Below are 17,977 nucleotides of genomic sequence, written 5' to 3' on the forward strand. Positions count from 1 at the left end.
CGTTCTTTTGAAATTCGACACTTCAAAAATAACTACTCAATCGGATTATCCAATACCTGGCAGTATATTTTTTACAACTTTTCTGGAATTTCCTAATTCAATGTCGGCGAAACAGGACACAAACGGGACTATTTAGCAGGATTTAACGCGGCATTGGCCGCAATTAACGAAATTAACTTAGAAAACAATGTCAAAAAACACCGCGCAGGAGGTCATAAAGCCTTCTGTACCAAAAATGCTGCGCGCCGTATTTCTGTATACGGGCCAGGGCGATTCAACAATCCTCGCCATCCCAACCGGGGAGGGCGCCGACGACTACCAGTACGCGCTCATAGACGCCGATCTGGACAAGGAAGAAAACGAGGTTAACCTCGTGAGCATGCTCAGGGACCTGCTCGACGGGAAAGACCTGTCAACCTACATCAACACGCATCCCCACAAGGACCACACAGGGGGCATCAAGGAAATCTACGACGAAATCGGAATTGCCGAGGTGTGGCACAGTAACCACACTCTGACCGGCGGGGACAAGGCAAGCTACGAGGAACTGCTCTATGTGCTTAAGAAGGTCGGAAAGTCGAACGAGTACCACCTCAAGGGAACGAATTCCCTAAACCAGGTCCGGAACACCGAAGACGAGGATACCGAAAAGAAGCTTGGCCTGATAGACTACCAGGTATTCGCTCCTGCGGAATACGTGTGCGACGAGATCGACGGCGAAGACGAGCGAACCAGGCGGAACCGTATACACGAGCAGTGCGGGGTATTCAAGTTCACCTACGGTGGCAAGTCCATACTGTTTACCGGCGATGCGAACAAGGACGCCTGGGAGAAGCACATAACGAAGTACCACAAGGACGCCCTAAAGGCAGTAGTGACAACCGCCAGCCACCACGGCTCAAGGACCGCGTTCAAGAACGGCAAGGACGACGAGACCCCGTACACTAAACACCTTGAGTATATCGACGCGGAACACCTTATCGTCAGCGCACCGAAGCAGAAGGACAGCCCGCACGACCACCCACATGACGATGCCATGGAGATTTACGAGGAGTACTTTGATGCCGACAACATTTACCACCTCGGCGACAAACCGTACTGCATAGTTGTCGACATTGCCGCGGACGGTAACGTGACTATAGCTGAAGACCTCAAGCTCATAGAGGCCTACGGACAAGGCGAGCCAGTTGCCGATGATAAAAAGAAGACCAGCGAGTCCGCCAACAGGGCCGAGATCCTAAAAAGCTACGCGACCAATGCAAGGCCCTGGAAACGGTAAGTACAGACAGAGGGATACCGCATCGGCGCTGGCGCGGTATCCCAAACTGTCGCCACGCATCTCCGCTGTCGGCGAAGATGTCCTGGAGGGTGAGATTGACCTTACGGGTCCCGATGGGGAAGTCGTTGAGTCATATCAGGTGAAGATGCTTTATACGGACAACTTTCCCCGAGCGTACCCCAAGGTCTACGAAACCGGAGGAAAGTTCCAGCGGCAGAGGAGTTCCATGCACATCAACGGAGACGGCACGCTGTGCCTCAACTCAGAGCCGGGCGAAGCGATTGATACGCACCGGGGCATGGACACGTGCTCGTTCATCGAAAAAGTGCTGCTTCCCAACCTGGCATGGCGAACCTATTCTCTTGAGCAACCTGCCGACAAGCTGGCCGAGTTCAGTCATGGTATAGAGGGTACAATTGAATCGTATCAGGAAATTCTGCAGACCGATGCTCCTCGAACAGCGATAGCGATACTGGATGCCCATATCAGCAAGTCGTTGCCGCACCGCAATGAAAGATGTCTTTGTGGGTCGGGAAAGAAGTTCAAGAACTGCCATCAGGCTCAGGCTGGCAAACTGGGCGCCATCCCCGTCGCTACGCTGGAAACGCACGCGGCAAACATGAAAAAGTTTGTATACGAAAAAGGTTAAACTACTTAAAATTAAAATATGAACAAATACTACTTGCAGGCGCGCTTGTTTCCGACAGTGCTTACCTCCATACCGCTCTTCGTTCTCGTTAATGAGGTGATACTCAAGTTTTACGGCCCAAAGCTGGAGGACGTGCTCGCGATCCTTCCGCACCTCACGTCGTTCAGCATTACTGCCGCGCTGGTTTTTCTCTTCATACAGATAAACCGAATTGTTTCCAAAGAAGTATTTCAAAAGCTGTATTTTAAGGACGAGCTTTACATGCCGACTACCACTCGGCTTCTGCTAAAGGACACACACGTGGAGGCGTCTATAAAGGCTCAGATTCGAAACAAGCTCTATGACAAGTATGACATTCGCCTTATGGAGTTGGTGGAGGAGGAGGCAAACGAACTCGACGCCCGCAAGCGCGCCGCGTTCAGTGTCTCGCAGATTCGAAACAACCTAAGAGAAAACAAGATGTTATTGCAGCACAACATCGAATTCGGATTCATGCGCAACATGCTTGGCGGATGCATTCCGGCGATCCTTTTTTCCATTGGCATTATCTTGTTCGGCAACTACTCTGCAAACGAAGCGCTTACAGTGGAAGGCTATGTGCTGTTCGGCGTGTACCTTCTACCCGTGCTGTTGAGTAAGTGGATTATAAGTACCTACGGCAACATGTATCAAAAGGTTCTGTTTGAGCAATTCCTAAGCGTTAGCTAACGGCGTTTAGCTGGCCAATGGGCCAGGCTTCATGCGCCGTGTTGAATACTGGCGGGTCGAAACCTCTTTTTGGATTCTTGCAGAAGTCCTTGGCGAAATCCTCGTTTTTTACCAGTATTTGGATGCGATTTTCGTTTACGTCCAATACCACATATCCCGCCTGGTTATTCGTTATGCGGATTTCGGGGTATTTGGAATATGCCAGGTAGGACGAACTCGCGTTGCCAAGAAGTGTAACGGTGGGCTTTAGAGTTTTGAGGAAGTCGAAGTTTCTCCCCGAATCCCTACCGTGATGTGGGGCAAAGAGCACGTCTATGTCGGCTACGTCATCCTTGTAGTGCTCCAAGATGTAATCCCAGGAATTGTCCTCGCTGTCACCCGCGAATAAAATCTTCCAGCGGCCACCGCCACTTTTCGGTGGCGTGAATAGCAAAACATATGACAGATCATGGTAACTCTTGTTTCTGTTTGCTTGTGCCACTAGTGCTTCGGTCGGACATAGTACCTTAAGATTGTCATCGGGCCAGTACGGGCTGTTGCTGTAGTCGAAATTTGTAAGCCTTTTGCTGGAGGCGTACTGTCCTCCTCGAATTTCCAGGTAAAATTCCCAGTCTTCCTTGTTGTAGCCGGCGAAAAAATTATTCACATCTATAAACTTGTCATTATCGGTGTCCCACGTATTGTAGACGGCCAGGGTAGCGTATAGATCCTTGATGCCATCCAGGTGATCCATGTCAGGATGAGTAATTATGAACCTAAAGATCTCGCTGATGTTTTTTTTAGTCAGGTATTGAATCGGGTTGTCGGGCTGGGACTTTTGGTGATAGTTCTTTTTCCCAAAAGGAACACCAGTCCTTTTTTTCATCTCGCTTCGCGTCAATGATTCCTGTACGGCAATTTCGGCGGGCGTATTGTAATCGTTGTATGCGTTGCTAATATCTATAACAGATACCCGGCCAGAGTCGTGCTGGATTATATTGCAGTCCCCCTCAAGCACGTTTAAAAAATGAATTACCGACATATGAATTTGATAAGGTCAAAATTTAACTAAATATAGGGAATAGTTCTGGAATTAGCTGATTATAAATACTCATTAATATGCATTGGTTTCTTTCAACAAGCGCGACCGCTAACTAAGCCCCCCTTACACTTACGATTCTCCTGGCATACACTCAAGGAAAATTCCTTGAACTTAAAAACAGTACGCCATGAACAGAAACAACAACTTCGACGTCTACCAGGCCGTCACCGACCGCATCATCCAGCAACTGGAACAGGGCACCGTCCCGTGGAAAAAGCCGTGGACAGTGGCCGGCCACCCGCAGAACCTAGTCACGAAGCGCCACTACACCGGCATCAACGCCTGGATGCTGGGCTCAGCCGGCTACGCCCAGAACTACTTCCTCACCTTCAACCAGCTCCAGGAGCGCGGCGGCAGTGTGAGAAAGGGAGAGCGCGGACATCTGGCGGTCTTCTGGAAGCGCATGCAGTCGGAGGAGGAGCACGGAAAAGAGGGCACGGTAGTCACCAGGAAGTCCGTGCTCCGCTACTACTACGTGTTCAACGTCGCCCAGTGCGACGGCCTGCCGGAAATCGTCGACACCCCTTCTCCGATGCATTCCGTCTCGCCGCTTAACACGTGCGAGGCTATCATAGAAGCCATGCCGCAGTGTCCTACCATCAAGCACGGAAAGCAGCAAGCATACTATGATCCGCTGAAAGACCAGATCAACATGCCAAAGCAGGGGAACTTCTCTTCCATAGGGGCCTATTACTGCACGCTTTTCCATGAGCTGGTGCACAGCACCGGGCATAGTTGCAGATTGCGGCGCAAGGGCATCACGGAACCAACCGAGTTCGGCACCCAAGCCTATAGCATGGAGGAACTTATCGCCGAGATCGGTGCCTGCTATCTTAACTCGGTGGCCGGGATGATAGACCGGGAGTTCGAGAACAGCGCCGCCTACATAAGCGACTGGCTGAAAGCGCTGAAGAGCGACAAGCGGCTGATCGTGATTGCCAGCGGCCACGCGCAGCGGGCTACGGACTTTATCCTCAACGTGCAGCACGCCAAGCGGGAAGACGAGGAGGTATCGGAACAAACAGAGACCCAGTGATGGGTCTTTTAATTTTTAATATCAACAATAAATAATAAATTAATTTTGTATAAATCAACAACATCACAATTAACTTATTATTAATATTTTATAATTTTGAAAATGAGCATATTATGAAATAATATTTTACATTTGTTATACAATCAATTATATATTTTCTTTTTAGTGTATACTGCAATTGCTTTAATAAATCATTCTATTATTGATTAAACGTTGTTATATGAAAAAAATTAAATTCAACAGTATAGACGGCACTGATCTTGTTGGCGACTTTTACTCGGGCGAATCATCAGTAGTGGTTTTTTTAGTGCACGGTATTACTGCTAATAGAAAAGAGGACGGGTTATACAAGGATATTTGCAATAGATTGCAGGAGAAAAAAATCGGGTCATTTTCAATTGATTTAAGAGCGCATGGAGACAGTGAGGGGAAACAAGAAGAGTTGACATTAAGTGGTTGTATTAATGATATATTTTCAGGCATCCAAACCCTAATTCAGCTATCTCACGCAAAAAATGTGATAGTTATTGCCTCGAGTTTTTCGGGAGGATTAGCTGTGTACGCTTCGCATAAACTTCAGCCATTAATCCAGTCTATAATCCTATTTAATCCAAGGCTCGACTATACTCCATGGATTAAAAACGATGCATTTTGGGTGGATGGTGCTATTTCAAAAACGGCCTCAAAAATCCTTCGAAAAAAGAAATATTTAATGCGAAATGACTTCAAAATTGGCAGACCTATGCTAAACGAGATATTATGTTTTAACCCATCTCAGTCATTGCAAGATATTAAAACTAAGATTCTTTTCATTCATGGAACAGATGATTCGGTGGTTTCAATTGCTGAATCGGAATCTAGATTTAACGAAAACAGAATGGGTAGGTTGGTAAAAATTGAGGGTGCAGATCACGGTTTCGTTTCTCCCACAGACGAAAGAGCATCATCGGAAGTTAACAGAAAATTCAGAGAACTAGTGATAACAAATACAATTGAATGGATTGATGAAATTACGAAGAGTATTAATTAATTTATTAAAACCATATTATTTATATGAGAATGTTCTGATTCAGAAAGGGGTCATAATTCATCCATACGCCGTTTTGGGGGCTCCAAATTATATAGAAGATATCGAGGATTTAGTGCCTCTTCCGAAAACACTAATTTGTCACAACGTATCCATAGGATCACATGTTATAATATATGAAGGCGCTCAGATTTTTGAAAATGTCGTGATAGAGCCATATTGTAGGATCGGAGCAAAAAGCTCCATTGGTGCTGGATCTAGATTAATATATGGTTGTCGAATTCACAATAATGTACAAATAGGCTCTGGTTGTACAATTGCTGGTAATTGTTCTGATAATGTTGTTATTGGAAACAATGTGTTTCATTTTGGCAGAATTGCACACAAGTTCAATTCTCCGAAAAGTAACTGGGACGAAACAACAGAGCCTTCACCAATTATCGAAGACGATGTGGTTATTGGTGCGAATGCTTTAATCATCGGTCCAATTAAGATTGGTCGAAATTCTTACGTGGCCGCAGGGGAAGTAGTAAGGGATTCTGTTCCTGAAAATAACATTTTATACAAGGGAAATCTATATACCAAAGACGAATGGAAAGGATCATTAAAAACAAATGAATTTTTCGCTAACGAAAGAAATTAACTTATTTTTTGCTTACTCATTTAGAGGTGACGATTATTATCACAGGTCCGACATCATTAGTGTCATAGAAGACGCGTGCGAGATAGCGAGCAGTGACACTATGCGACTTAAGAATAAAATAAAAGTTAAACCCGATTTTTATTTAAAGGATTTTGGTTCGGTTCTTCTCTTTGAGATAGAAAATAGAATTAAAGAAAGTAAAATTTGCATAATTGATATAACAGATAATAATCCAAATGTTTTCTTTGAGTTGGGATTGGCAAAGGCTTACCAAAACGAGATCATCTTACTAAAGAATAAAAAGTCAATTCGGGACTTTGAGGTGCCAAGTGACATAAAAGCAATTCATTTGCTTTACTATGATGATATAAAAGAAATAACAGGTCGGATATCCCAGCGAATTGTGGACGCTGCCAAAAGTATCACCCTATTAGATGATGACATTTTAAATGTAGCAAGGAATACTTGGAATTTTGGAAAGAAGGAAATTCCTATAAGTATTAACATAGTAACGGCTTCAAGTGAAACGGAATCGGTCTTTCGTTCATTTGAGCATCCCGACCATATTTATCTAGATAATTTGTGTGATAAGGATTCAATACTCGAATTATGTGTTATGCTTTCCAAATTATATCCACTGAGTGACATCAAGATTTTTTCGACCGAACATTTTCAACCTAGTTTTTATGAAGAAGATATAATTTTAATAGGAGGGCCAGGCACCTCCGAGTGTTTAAATAATGAGGTTGCTAGAATATTTTTAGACAATTTGAAAATTCCCATTAGTTACGATGACAGTGCTTTGGTGTACAGTGACAAAAGATATGAGGCTATCGTAAATAACAAAAATTTATTAACGAAAGATTTTGCGTACTTCGGTAAATTCATTAACCCTTTTAATGCTTTAAAAAAAGTATTCTTCTTACAGGGAATACATACCTTAGGTGTATTAGGCGCTGTAAAATCATTTGCACTTAACCCAACAGCGATTTATAACCATAAAATTTTAGACAATCAGAAGCCAGACGATGAAATAGGTTTGATTTTTCCTATAAACATAGTTTCTGGTAAAACAATGCCAACTCTCATAAAAGACGATTTCACTTTAAAGTAAGGCTCTTACATGTTTGCATCAATTATAACCTGTATTTATAACCAGGATTTAATATTATTCAACGAGTGTGTTCAGTCAGTATTCAGTCTGAAAGGAAGTCATCAGGTTGAATGGATAATAGTCGATGACTACTCAGATGATAATTACTCAGATGGTTACCAAACCCTATTAAATGAATTTATCCCAACTGCCAACCTTGACGTTAGGTTAATTAAATTAAATACAAATTCAGGACTATCTAAGGCTCGGAACCAAGGACTAAAAAAAGCGACAGGACAATTCATAATTATATTAGATTCAGATGACTTACTGCCGGACGATCTTTTGAACAGCTTAGATAAAAATTCGAAATTTAAATTATTTTGCTACGAGGTCGAGTATTTTAACAACACTAAACGAGAACATAGAAGGTTAGGCTTTTTTAAAGACAATTTTCATTTATATGGAAACACCGCACTATGCCCCTTTTTTTGGTTTGACTTTTATTACCATGGTTTGGTCGCCAGTGCCATACTTTTTGAAAAATATGGCAACTATGATGAAACTCTTTTTTGCGGCGAAGATCAAGATATATTAATTCGATTTACGCAATCAGTCGAGAGAGCAGAAATTACATTCATAGATAAGGTTGGATATTACTATAGAATAAATCCGAATGGCATTTGCGCCACTAATTGGATATCAGTAAAACGCGGTTACGAACAATCCATGCTCCGTTTAATGCAAACTGTAAATTCAGAAATTACCGCCTGTCGATTTGGAAATGTTACAATTATTGAATCATCAGAAATAGATTGCTATGAATATTATCATAAAAAATTTGGCTGGATGAATTGGTTTGATGCAAAAACAATATTAAAATGATTAACCGTTTAAATGATTTTTCTTTTTTAAAAAAAGAGCATGAAAAAATGATCTTCTTGGAAGGCTTTGCAGAGGAAATTTTTAATTACACACCTGAGACTGTACGCGACTTTTTATGCAATATTATTGAGCAGGAAACCAATTCGGTTATCCGCCATGAAGCCGCATTTATTATCGGCACCCATATAAAGTTCCTTTCATGTTTTGAAGATATTATAGCCAAGAGGTTAATAAACGTTGTGAAAAGCGAAAAATCAATTGTTCTGATTCACGAAATTATTGAAGCGTTTGGGCACTTCAAGTCAAATGTCGCTATTGATTTTTTGCAAGAAATGTATACTTGCGAAAACCAAGATATAAAAGATACAGTGATAATCAGTTTGGGTAGAAATCCGATATAGAGCTTCAGGAAATAAGGTATTCTTCGCTCTCAAAATCCGCAAAAAGTAACGCCAGGTTTTCATCGGCACAGGTACAAGCCTTTCAGGCACGGATCTGTGCCGATCAGCTCTATTCGCTCCCGCGAATGCTGAACCTGTCATTATTCTTGCCGGATTAAGGTCGCTCATCATGAAAGCTCCCTTTGCCAGTGCATACCCCGTCACTCGCGTTCAGGGATATGCACTGGCAACCGCTTTCCTCGTGTAGGCTCGCCTGCGCATCGCAAACGGCTTCACAAAGGAGGTCGCGTTGGACTGTCACCGCATTAGCCCCTCGCGCTCGTCAAACACTGACCTCCATTGCTCGTGTAAGACATACTGCCCACACGCCTGACAGCTCCCCCTGGGCAGACCGTTTGCTCAACTCGCAGGGCAACTGCGTTACTCTTCGTTGCCTTTCGGCGGCTCGCATGGTCAAGCTGGCTTTATTTCCTGAGCGCTACCAATTTCTCGGTTGGAGCTGCGGTGCAGCTCCATGCCACCGATTGCTTGTAACATATTCAGTTGAGGGCAGATAGGCATTAATCGTCATCCGCCCCAGGCAGGGATCTATACATCAATTTTAAACGGCTCAGTAGCGACCGAAATAATCTTTCCGTCGGAAAGAAAGTTGAATGTAATTGTTAACATGTAGCACCCCATAGGCGCCATTCCGGCAGTTTGAATGAAGTTGTCCGAAAAAAATCTTAGTGTGGCAGTTCCACTAGCAGTGAATCTCAGTTGATTGTTGACGGTATATTCTTTGGTGCCGTGATGATGGTTCAGAACAATATCGTACCACGCTTCTTCGTTCACAAAGCCGCCTCCACTATATTCCTCAAATGCCTTTGTTTTCACACTTATAGATTGAAGTATATACACCTTATTCGACTTTCCCATGAAATTGAAATGAAGTTGGGGCGCAAGAAGGTTTGCTGAAGCGACTATATACGGATAATTCTTTTTCGCGTAATCCATGTAGAGCTGCGGAGTGCGGGCCGTCGGTTTACTTTTTACAAATTCTTTCCATAGGCTGTCATGCTTGGTCCAAATTGGAGACGAAGCCTTTTTGTATGCAGGGGTTATCGTTACGTAGCGATAAAGCTTTTCATGCGGTCCGGCGGGGGGAACCGATGCGTGGTTCTGCCTGGAAGTAGCCTTGGTTTCATGAAAAAGTGGGCTATCCTCAACGCCCCATTTTAATGATAGTTCTTGGTTTTGTGCAAATGCCTGCTTGCATAATAAAATTAGCAGCCACAGAAAGAATCTAAGGTTTTTCCTCATCGGTGTGTAGGGTGTCATAAGCGTGTGTGGGTTTTAAGGTTATCCGCAGCGTTTTGTCATTTTGCCAGGCAAAGCCCACGTCAATTGGCAGTACGGCCGAACTATCGGGTTCGTCCAAGAACTTGTAAAGCAACTGCCTTCTGCCTACCCTTAAACGGTAAGAGGTTATTTCATCGGGCTCCACGAAGCCTACTTGATAGACCTCTCGCGGTTCGTCATTTAGGAATATCTCGGCTCTCTTTTTTGCGTAGAATTCAACATTTTGATAAAAGAGTATTATATAGGCGAAGTACCCAGTTACGGATAGCGAGAGTATATTAAACACAAAAAGGAGGGGTAGGCTATCAAGCATCCGCCGATATCCGGAGGACATCTTTTCCATCAACCTGTCTTCGTCGCCAAACATCAAAGCTGCGATGAACGCCAGGCAGGCCCAAATAATGGATACAGACAAAAAGACACTAGAGAGAGCACTGATTATTTTGTCGTCCTTACTTGATATGCTTTTTAATATTCCATAAAGTACAATGCTCGAAAATAGGCCAATCCAGTGTATGGTGATCAAAATCTTTTTTATCCGATTCATTTTGTGATAAGCCTAACTTGTTCTCTTCAATAATTAAATCTCTAAATTGGAAAGACAGCGATGTGCGCAGCATGCCTTTTTACAACTCTTTACTAGTTCCTAAACAGTGCCCTCCTTATCGCTATCAAGAAGATAGCTCTCATAAGTGTTGGTTGTAGCATGCTTAGCGCTTGCCGATTTAAGTATCACTAAAGGTATGGAGCGAGTTTGGCATTTACAAGTACAATATCCTGAAAAATAGACGATTGTGCAACTTTAACGACAGTTAAATAACTTACATCATCCGCGTGCTTTGTTTCTTTGCACTCAAATAAATAGAAAAAACATCAAAGCTATCCGGCTTTCGCGACCCACCCCAAAAGCCCCGCAAGAAATTCCGGCATAAACCCGCAGTCAGCCGCGCCGCCCATTTATTCCGTTGCTTCTTGCCCGGCTTGCCGGCGCCGGAAACCAAGATTTCTTTTTCTCTTTTTGTTTTTTGGAAATATCATATAACGAAAGCGGGGGCAAACGGGGAGGGCTGGCGCATTTTAGGCCGAGGGCCGTGTAATTCGCAGTTATACTACGCGTGGATATCCTTCTTGTTAGGATTAGAATTGAATTTTATTTATGGAAGTATATAAACCTATGCAATTCTTTCATAAATTCATGTTCTTTATAAGCAGAAACATCACACTATTAATAAGTTAAGGAAGGTATACTTTATGGAACAAGAAATCTGCGTCAATGATAACCCTGTTGTCAGTCAAAATACGACAACAACGAATGTTGGTATTACAAACGAAGATCCCAGTATCTTCCCGACATGGGTGCTGAATACAGGATTTATCACAGGCCTTATTTTAGCTGGCCTTTGTTTATTTCTAGCGGCCTACTACATGATTAATTTTCAGAACCTAAGCAGTGCTGGTATAAATCAAGTTGTAAACAAAACTATGAGTAAAGGAACGGTTAATCCGCCAAATACAGCTTCTATTAATGGAAACGATTACCAGATGATACGAGTTGCTCTGGCTACCAATATGTATATAGCACGCATTTTGCTCTTGTCTTGTGGAATCTTCATTGGGCTGGCGTTTGGTTTCCTAGGCTTTTCGCTCTTTCTATTTGGCGTAAAAGGCAGCATAGACGCATCGTTAAGCGCAACTGATAAATATAAATTACAAGTGGCACGTCTTTCACCAGGACTCTTTGTGATTTTATGTGCGACAATATTAATTGGCGTTTGCGCAACAAGAAGCTTGCCTATAGACATGAATCAAAGAAACACAGGTGAGTTTGGTCTCAGGCAATATGAGCACCCTATAAGCAGAATGTTAGATAGCGCTAACAGGGAAGAGGGTCCAAATCGTGATACCACAATGCCGCGTTAAAAGTTATGGCACATACAGCTCGCTTTTTTTTACTAAGCATTTTCGTTTTTTTGACTGGCGCAGGTCAGCTATCGGCTCAGATAGGTACCGCAACCAAGCAAAATGAATGGGCACAAATTCAGCAAATGGCAGATAAAGCATTCGCCTTGAAGGATCAGGAAGCTAGGCTTTCAAATCAATTGCTGGAATTTAAAGTGCGTGAACGTATGCGAAGTTTTCAGGAAACAGTCCATCTGTTAACCCCTTGGATTGACAAATATTTTCCAACAGGTAAAACTCATCCCACTACGGCATTCGTGCATGCCATTTTTTTACAGACGCTTTATCTTGAATACGCTGGATATTATCAACTTGTTTATAAGGCGTATTCATCTTATTTGCCAGCATTGTTGGGCGTACTTGAACTCACACACCAAGCTATACCAATTTACGATAAGGTACCGATAAGTTACTGGGTTAGGAAAAAGTCGTCTGTCTTCGCTTCTGTAAACAAGGAATTGGAAGCGCGAAAGGATATTTTTGATTTTGAGATTTTGGAATCGGCCGACTCTGAATTAGACAAAGCAATGAGGCGAGTAGATTACATGTTAAAAACGAGTCGGTATCTCTCTATTGTTTCTAGCCAGTCGGATCAACAGTTTGCATTGAAACAAATTGTTTTGAATGTAGCTAATTCAGTAGCTGAAAAAGACCCTATAAAATGGTCTGACGTTTATATAAGCGGGCTCTGTAAAACTTTTAAACTCCCTCTAAGCAAAACAACAGGCAATGGCTTTCATTTATATAGTGTGCGCACAGATGCTGGCCAGAAGGTTACTATCGCGCTCGATCAGGCTGAAAAGAACATTAAAAGCAAATATAGTAAAGCAAGGCCCTTGAAGGAACTTGTAATTGCAATTCACGGAACGGTCAGAGATTCGTCTTTTACCGATTCTGTTTTCAACAGCATTTTTGGTCAGCGTGAATCATTTCAGTCGATCAATTTTGACGTTGAGAGATGGAACGGAAGAATAATATTTGTAAACACCTCTTTACACTCTGAAAATACCAGTCTTATTTCGAATATTCAGGAGCAGGCTGCCTTTTCCTGGCTTCTGAACGATTGGACAGGGCTCCACCCCCCTCATTGGTTCATTGGCATTCCGTTTAATAATACCTCTGTAGACAATATTCATCTGGACAGCTTTCGACTCCTTTTTCTAAAAGCAACTCTTGAACATGATAAATTCCCTTTAATTGAGTCCTTTATCAATATGACTCATGACTCCAAACCATCTGACGTTATATTTATTAAAGGGTATTGGGAATATTTTTGGCGTTTTTTTGAAAAGAAAGGATTGGCTGATAAATTATATAATAGTGCTCGCAATATCAAATTAAAAGGAAAAGATGCAACAAACATGGAGTGGGCAAAGTTACTCACTAACGTAACGAGTGAAACTTTGGAGGATTTAAACAAGGAATTTATCCAATTTGTGCAATCACGAAAAGTCGAAAATATTCAGCAAAACAATAATCATTGGGAGTTAGCAGCAAAAGATTTTATTTTCTCACAAGAAAACACCAATTAAATGTAATAGCCACAACTTCATTTGACAATTTGATGATCGTTATATGCGCAACATCAGCGGCAATACCAGATTGCTTGCATATTTGTGGTGAGGGATAATGTATTGACGCTATCGTCGCAAACGTTGCACCGAAAAAACCAACACATAACACATCGATAATTTTTTCTTTCACAATGAAAAAGTTAAGGTATCCTAAGGTACTGATTTTGCATAAGTATTACGCAAGTATGATTTTCTATGAGAAATTCCTATCAATCTTTCTCTAAATAAATTTTGATTTCACCCGCAACTTTCTCAAATTTATACAACCAACAGTTGTCAAACCTAAAACCCTCACCGCCATGCCAAAGCCAGTGATCCACGGCCACTCCTACCGCCACTTCGGGGACCTTCAGATGTCCTCAAAGGAGTTCTACGCCAACCTCGAAAAGACCATCAGGGAGTACCAGTTTCCGAACGTCTCCTGCAAGCCCGTCGCGTTCTGGGAGGGCGGACTGCTCTCCGACCAGCGCGAGTACCTCCGCATAAGCTACCTCGAGTTCCGGTACCACGTGTGCGCCGCCCCGTTCGGCCGCAGCTTCTTCGTCAGCTGGTGGCTCGAGGAGACCGAGGACTGGCTGCTCGCGCTGCTCGGGCGCATCCCCCTCATCGGACGGCTGTTCCGACCGGGGAAAAAGACCTACTACCAGATCGATGCCGAGCTGATCTTCACGGAAAGCATCGAGGCTCTGGTGCGCGCCGCGGTGGCGAGCGTGGCCGCCGAGCACGGGTACCGCGCCGAGGAGATTGCCTGATGGCTGCCAAGTCTGTATCGGCGCGCCTCACCGAGCGGTTCTACGAGTGGGAGCGCTGGGGGCGCGGGCACGCGGCCTGCGGGGTTCCGGTGCAGCTCGAGCCGCCGTTCGTCCCGTTCTTCGGGCACTTCCTCGACAGCGGGTACGTTGACGACGGCAGGCGGGCCTCGCTTTTCGGCAGCCTGTTCGGGGCAAGGCACGAGGTTGCGATCGAAAGAGTGCCTATCGAGCGCCCCGTCGCGTACATCGACGACGAGGAGCACCCGTCGTTGACCATCTATGCGGTGACGTTGCCTAAAGGCCACGCAGCAAAGGCCGACAGCATCAGTCACTGCCTTGTCATGCTTTCGCAGTGCACTTCGCCCGTCTCCTTTGAGCTTATTGCGACCGGCGAAAGCGTGCTTCTGCAATTCGTATGCAGGGACGCGGTGGCGGCGTATGTCCATACGCAACTTTATGCATACTTTCCCGACTGCACTATACGGGAAGCATACGGCGACGAGGTGCTTGACTGCGCGAGGTTTGCCGAAGCGGTGTACATGCTGGACTTCGGCCTGCGCGAAGAATGCATGCGGCCAATCGCCTCCTATACCGGTGTAGGAGGTGACCCGTACACGCCGCTCTTTGGCGTGATACAGCAGCTTGCACAGGACGAAGCAGTGATTGTGCAGACGCTCTTCAACGGCACGCAAAACGCCTGGGCTAAGAGTTTAGTTACCGCAGCGAGTGATGAACGCGGCGGCTCATTCTTTCTCGACGCCCCGGAAATGCCTGGTCTGGCACGGGAAAAAGTCTCACGGCCGCTCTTTGGTGCAACCATCCGCATTGCTGCGTTGGCCGAATACGCGCAGGATGCGATACAGCTGTTGCATCACGGCGCGCTGGCTCTCGTTCATGCCTCGACCTCCCCGCACAACGCGCTCATGGCACTCGACACCCCCGACTACGCCATCAACCAGCGGCTGCACGATCTGGTGTTTCGCCAAAGCCACCGCGTCGGCATGCTGCTCAACGCCGCTGAACTTGCAACATTCGTGCACCTGCCTGACGGCAGGCTGTCCAAGAAGCTGCTTAATTCGAATCGAACGACAAAACTCGCGCCGGCGTATCTTCATGACGGGCCTTATATGATAGGAGTTAATGAGCATCAGGGCATAAGCACTAACATTGGGCTGAATGTTGAGCAGCGGCTAAAACATCTGCATATTATTGGTGCAACCGGCAGCGGCAAGTCCACACTGCTGCGCGGCCTCGTCATGCAGGATATTGCCACGCATACAGGCTGCTGCGTGCTTGATCCGCATGGCGACCTAATCGATGCGATCCTAAAAAGTATCCCCGAAGAGCGGGTCAACGACGTGGTACTGATCGATCCGTCCGATGGCGGGTTTCCGGTCGGCTTCAATATCCTCTCCGCCCACAGCGACATCGAGCGCGAACTGCTGGCATCGGACTTGGTGGCACTGTTCAAGCGCTTTAGCACCTCGTGGGGCGACCAGCTGCACAGCGTGCTGGCAAACGCCATCATGGCCTTTCTTTACAACAGCAAGCCCGGCCACTTGGGCGACCTGCGGAAGTTCTTGATCGAAGCCCCGTTTCGCAATTCCATACTCGCAACCTGTACCGACGAGGAACTGGTGTACTACTGGCACAAGGAATATCCGTTGCTGAAAACCTCATCCATTGGCTCCATCTTGACCCGGCTCGACAGTTTCCTGCGGCCAAAGGTCATTCGCACTATGGTGTGCCAAACGCAAAGCCTCGATTTCGGTACGCTGATGGATACCAACAAGATTGTCTTGGTGAAGCTGTCGCAGGGGCTGATCGGTGCGGAAAATAGCTATCTCTTGGGAGCCTGCATCGTCGCCAAGTTGCAGCAGGCCGCTATGGCACGGCAACAGCAGGCGGCGGCGAATCGTGTTCCGTTCTTCTGCTACATGGACGAGTTCCACCACTTCGTCACTCCCTCGATGGCAACCATTTTAAGCGGTGCGAGAAAGTATGGTCTGGGACTGGTCTGCGTGCACCAGGACATGCGACAGTTAGAGCGTACCGACAGCGACATCACAAGCGCACTGATGTCAAACGTTGCCACCCGCATATGTTTTCGATTAAGCGATACCGATGCCAAGCGGATGCAGGAGGGGTTCGGCGCGTTCTCGGCAGGCGACCTGCAAGCGCTCTCGGTCGGGGAAGCCATCGCGCGGGTGAACACCTCAGATGCGGATTTCAATTTGACCGTTGTTCCTGATGAAACCGACGATGAGGACAACAGCCACGCTATCATTGCCGCGTCCCGCAACGCGTATGGCGTACCAACCGAACCACAGTCTCATACTCGACCACCCACACCACCGTCTGAACCACCTGCCGCCACGGAACCGGCACCACCGGAGCCACCCTTGCCTCCGATACCGCCGCTTGTTCACGCTTCGCGACCAAAGGCAGACAAACGCGAACCGGAGGCCGGCACGGTCACCGAACACCGCTACATGCAGACGTTTGTCAAGACGCTTGCCGAGCAGCACGGGTACAGGGCCAATCTTGAAGTATCCACCCCAGATGGCAAGGGCAAGGTCGACGTGTTGTTAGAAAGGGAGGGCAAGCAGATTGCGGTCGAGATTTCAGTCTCAACGCCTGCTGACTGGGAATTGCACAACATACAAAAGTGCGTTGCTGCCGGGTATCACGGTATCGTGGTATGTGCAGGCAATGCCAAGAAACTGCAACAGATCAGGGAAAAGGCGGGTACCGTACTGTCACCCGTGGAATATGCACGGGTGCAGTTTCTGTTCACCGACCAGCTACCCACGCTGTTTGCTGAAAGCGACAGGCCGAATGACACTGCCGCCAATGCAAAAACCATGAAAGGCTATCGGGTGAAGGTGCAGTATGACAGCACCAAAACGCAGGCCGATACCGAAGGTATCATTAACAGAATCGTGCGGGGTTCGGGAAAGTAATCGGAGCGAACGGCTATGCCGGGCAGCGGCACGTGCCATGCGGCGGAACTATCTCGGGGCAATCGGCCTTTCCGGCAGGAAGTCCCTCGGGCTGCACCCGAACAGCTGCGCGAGCCTGTTGAGCTGGTCGAGGCTGTACTTGCTCTGCTCCTTGGGGCTCTCGATCTGTCCCACGAACGCCGCCGACACGCCGAGCATGGCGGTGAGCGCGGCCTGGCTGATCCCGCGACCCGTGCGGAGCCGCTTGATCTCGCCGATCACGTACAGGTCGATGTCGCTTTTTGGCTGTCCACGCAAAACGTCCCTTGCCGTACCGCCGATGCAGGCGGCACTAAACCCTTACGATCATGAAAACAACGGCTACCATCCAGAAACTCGCGCTCGACCCTCCTTGCGCCATGCGGCAAGAAGGACGACGCCAGCCCCAAGGCACAGGCCAACCTCCTCACGACCTCCCCGTGGACAAGCGTAAAGAACGAGGATCGGACGACCGAGGGTGCCTGGCTCAGCCCGGCGCCGTACGGGAACTTTCAGTACTATCCTGGAATGACGGTGACGTACTTCGACAACGGCGCCTACTCCGTGT

At 46.2% G+C, this 17,977-nt stretch carries 17 protein-coding genes; 13 read left to right on the top strand and 4 right to left on the bottom strand.

Features of this window, described 5'->3' with window-relative positions:
- Positions 1–187: 187 nt before the first annotated feature.
- The 3 genes from AC1DU2_RS18200 to AC1DU2_RS18210 are packed head-to-tail and all read left to right on the top strand — an operon-like array spanning position 188 to position 2,636.
- A complete protein-coding gene (locus AC1DU2_RS18200; protein ID WP_477385787.1) occupies positions 188–1,279 on the top strand; it encodes a ComEC/Rec2 family competence protein in 1,092 nt (363 codons plus the stop codon).
- Positions 1,257–1,928, top strand: coding sequence for an SEC-C metal-binding domain-containing protein (locus AC1DU2_RS18205; RefSeq protein WP_477385789.1), 672 nt, complete (start codon positions 1,257–1,259; stop codon positions 1,926–1,928). Before AC1DU2_RS18200 ends, AC1DU2_RS18205 begins: the two co-directional genes overlap by 23 nt.
- 18 nt (positions 1,929–1,946) lie before the next feature.
- On the top strand, positions 1,947–2,636 hold the full coding sequence (locus AC1DU2_RS18210; RefSeq protein ID WP_477385791.1) for a hypothetical protein: 690 nt from the start codon (positions 1,947–1,949) through the stop codon (positions 2,634–2,636).
- Here AC1DU2_RS18210 and AC1DU2_RS18215 read toward each other — a convergent pair.
- The gene (locus tag AC1DU2_RS18215; protein WP_477385793.1) at positions 2,629–3,657 is read right to left on the bottom strand and encodes a ComEC/Rec2 family competence protein; all 1,029 of its coding nucleotides are present in this window, start codon (positions 3,655–3,657) and stop codon (positions 2,629–2,631) included. The genes AC1DU2_RS18210 and AC1DU2_RS18215 overlap by 8 nt on opposite strands.
- Positions 3,658–3,844: 187 nt before the next feature.
- Here AC1DU2_RS18215 and AC1DU2_RS18220 point away from each other — a divergent pair, with 187 nt between their 5' ends.
- The 6 genes from AC1DU2_RS18220 to AC1DU2_RS18245 all read left to right on the top strand — a co-directional run bounded on the left by AC1DU2_RS18220 (position 3,845) and on the right by AC1DU2_RS18245 (position 8,802).
- Positions 3,845–4,753: an ArdC family protein gene (locus tag AC1DU2_RS18220; protein ID WP_477385795.1), complete on the top strand. Its 909-nt coding sequence runs from the start codon at positions 3,845–3,847 to the stop codon at positions 4,751–4,753.
- A gap of 220 nt (positions 4,754–4,973) precedes the next feature.
- Positions 4,974–5,783 carry an alpha/beta hydrolase gene (locus AC1DU2_RS18225; protein ID WP_477385797.1) on the top strand — a complete coding sequence of 270 codons (810 nt, stop codon included), beginning with the start codon at positions 4,974–4,976 and terminating at the stop codon, positions 5,781–5,783.
- Entirely contained in the window at positions 5,758–6,423 is a 666-nt protein-coding gene (locus tag AC1DU2_RS18230; RefSeq protein WP_477385799.1) for a DapH/DapD/GlmU-related protein, read from the top strand. The genes AC1DU2_RS18225 and AC1DU2_RS18230 overlap by 26 nt, the downstream gene beginning before the upstream one ends.
- The gene (locus AC1DU2_RS18235; protein WP_477385801.1) at positions 6,395–7,537 is read left to right on the top strand and encodes a hypothetical protein; all 1,143 of its coding nucleotides are present in this window, start codon (positions 6,395–6,397) and stop codon (positions 7,535–7,537) included. Before AC1DU2_RS18230 ends, AC1DU2_RS18235 begins: the two co-directional genes overlap by 29 nt.
- A 9-nt stretch (positions 7,538–7,546) precedes the next feature.
- Positions 7,547–8,401: a glycosyltransferase gene (locus AC1DU2_RS18240; protein WP_477385803.1), complete on the top strand. Its 855-nt coding sequence runs from the start codon at positions 7,547–7,549 to the stop codon at positions 8,399–8,401.
- Positions 8,398–8,802, top strand: coding sequence for a HEAT repeat domain-containing protein (locus AC1DU2_RS18245; RefSeq protein ID WP_477385805.1), 405 nt, complete (start codon positions 8,398–8,400; stop codon positions 8,800–8,802). Before AC1DU2_RS18240 ends, AC1DU2_RS18245 begins: the two co-directional genes overlap by 4 nt.
- A gap of 588 nt (positions 8,803–9,390) precedes the next feature.
- Here AC1DU2_RS18245 and AC1DU2_RS18250 read toward each other — a convergent pair.
- Together AC1DU2_RS18250 and AC1DU2_RS18255 are read right to left on the bottom strand one after the other, a co-directional pair.
- Complete coding sequence (locus AC1DU2_RS18250; RefSeq protein ID WP_477385807.1) at positions 9,391–10,104, bottom strand: hypothetical protein; 714 nt, start codon at positions 10,102–10,104, stop codon at positions 9,391–9,393.
- Entirely contained in the window at positions 10,088–10,669 is a 582-nt protein-coding gene (locus tag AC1DU2_RS18255; RefSeq protein ID WP_477385809.1) for a hypothetical protein, read from the bottom strand. Before AC1DU2_RS18255 ends, AC1DU2_RS18250 begins: the two co-directional genes overlap by 17 nt.
- A 725-nt stretch (positions 10,670–11,394) precedes the next feature.
- Between AC1DU2_RS18255 and AC1DU2_RS18260 the strand changes: the two genes are divergently transcribed.
- The 4 genes from AC1DU2_RS18260 (at position 11,395) to AC1DU2_RS18275 (ending at position 17,391) form a co-directional block, all read left to right on the top strand.
- A complete protein-coding gene (locus tag AC1DU2_RS18260; protein ID WP_477385811.1) occupies positions 11,395–12,063 on the top strand; it encodes a hypothetical protein in 669 nt (222 codons plus the stop codon).
- A gap of 5 nt (positions 12,064–12,068) precedes the next feature.
- Positions 12,069–13,634 (top strand): hypothetical protein, encoded by a 1,566-nt coding sequence (locus tag AC1DU2_RS18265; protein ID WP_477385813.1) that lies wholly within the window; start codon positions 12,069–12,071, stop codon positions 13,632–13,634.
- 341 nt (positions 13,635–13,975) lie between these two features.
- Complete coding sequence (locus tag AC1DU2_RS18270) at positions 13,976–14,428, top strand: hypothetical protein (protein WP_477385815.1); 453 nt, start codon at positions 13,976–13,978, stop codon at positions 14,426–14,428.
- On the top strand, positions 14,428–17,391 hold the full coding sequence (locus AC1DU2_RS18275) for a type IV secretion system DNA-binding domain-containing protein (protein WP_477385817.1): 2,964 nt from the start codon (positions 14,428–14,430) through the stop codon (positions 17,389–17,391). The genes AC1DU2_RS18270 and AC1DU2_RS18275 overlap by 1 nt, the downstream gene beginning before the upstream one ends.
- Positions 17,392–17,439: 48 nt before the next feature.
- On the opposite strand, the gene AC1DU2_RS18280 is transcribed toward AC1DU2_RS18275, so the two are convergent.
- A complete protein-coding gene (locus AC1DU2_RS18280) occupies positions 17,440–17,688 on the bottom strand; it encodes a helix-turn-helix domain-containing protein (protein WP_477385819.1) in 249 nt (82 codons plus the stop codon).
- Positions 17,689–17,977: the final 289 nt, after the last annotated feature.

This window comes from Mucilaginibacter sp. P4_C11 (genome assembly GCF_056402115.1).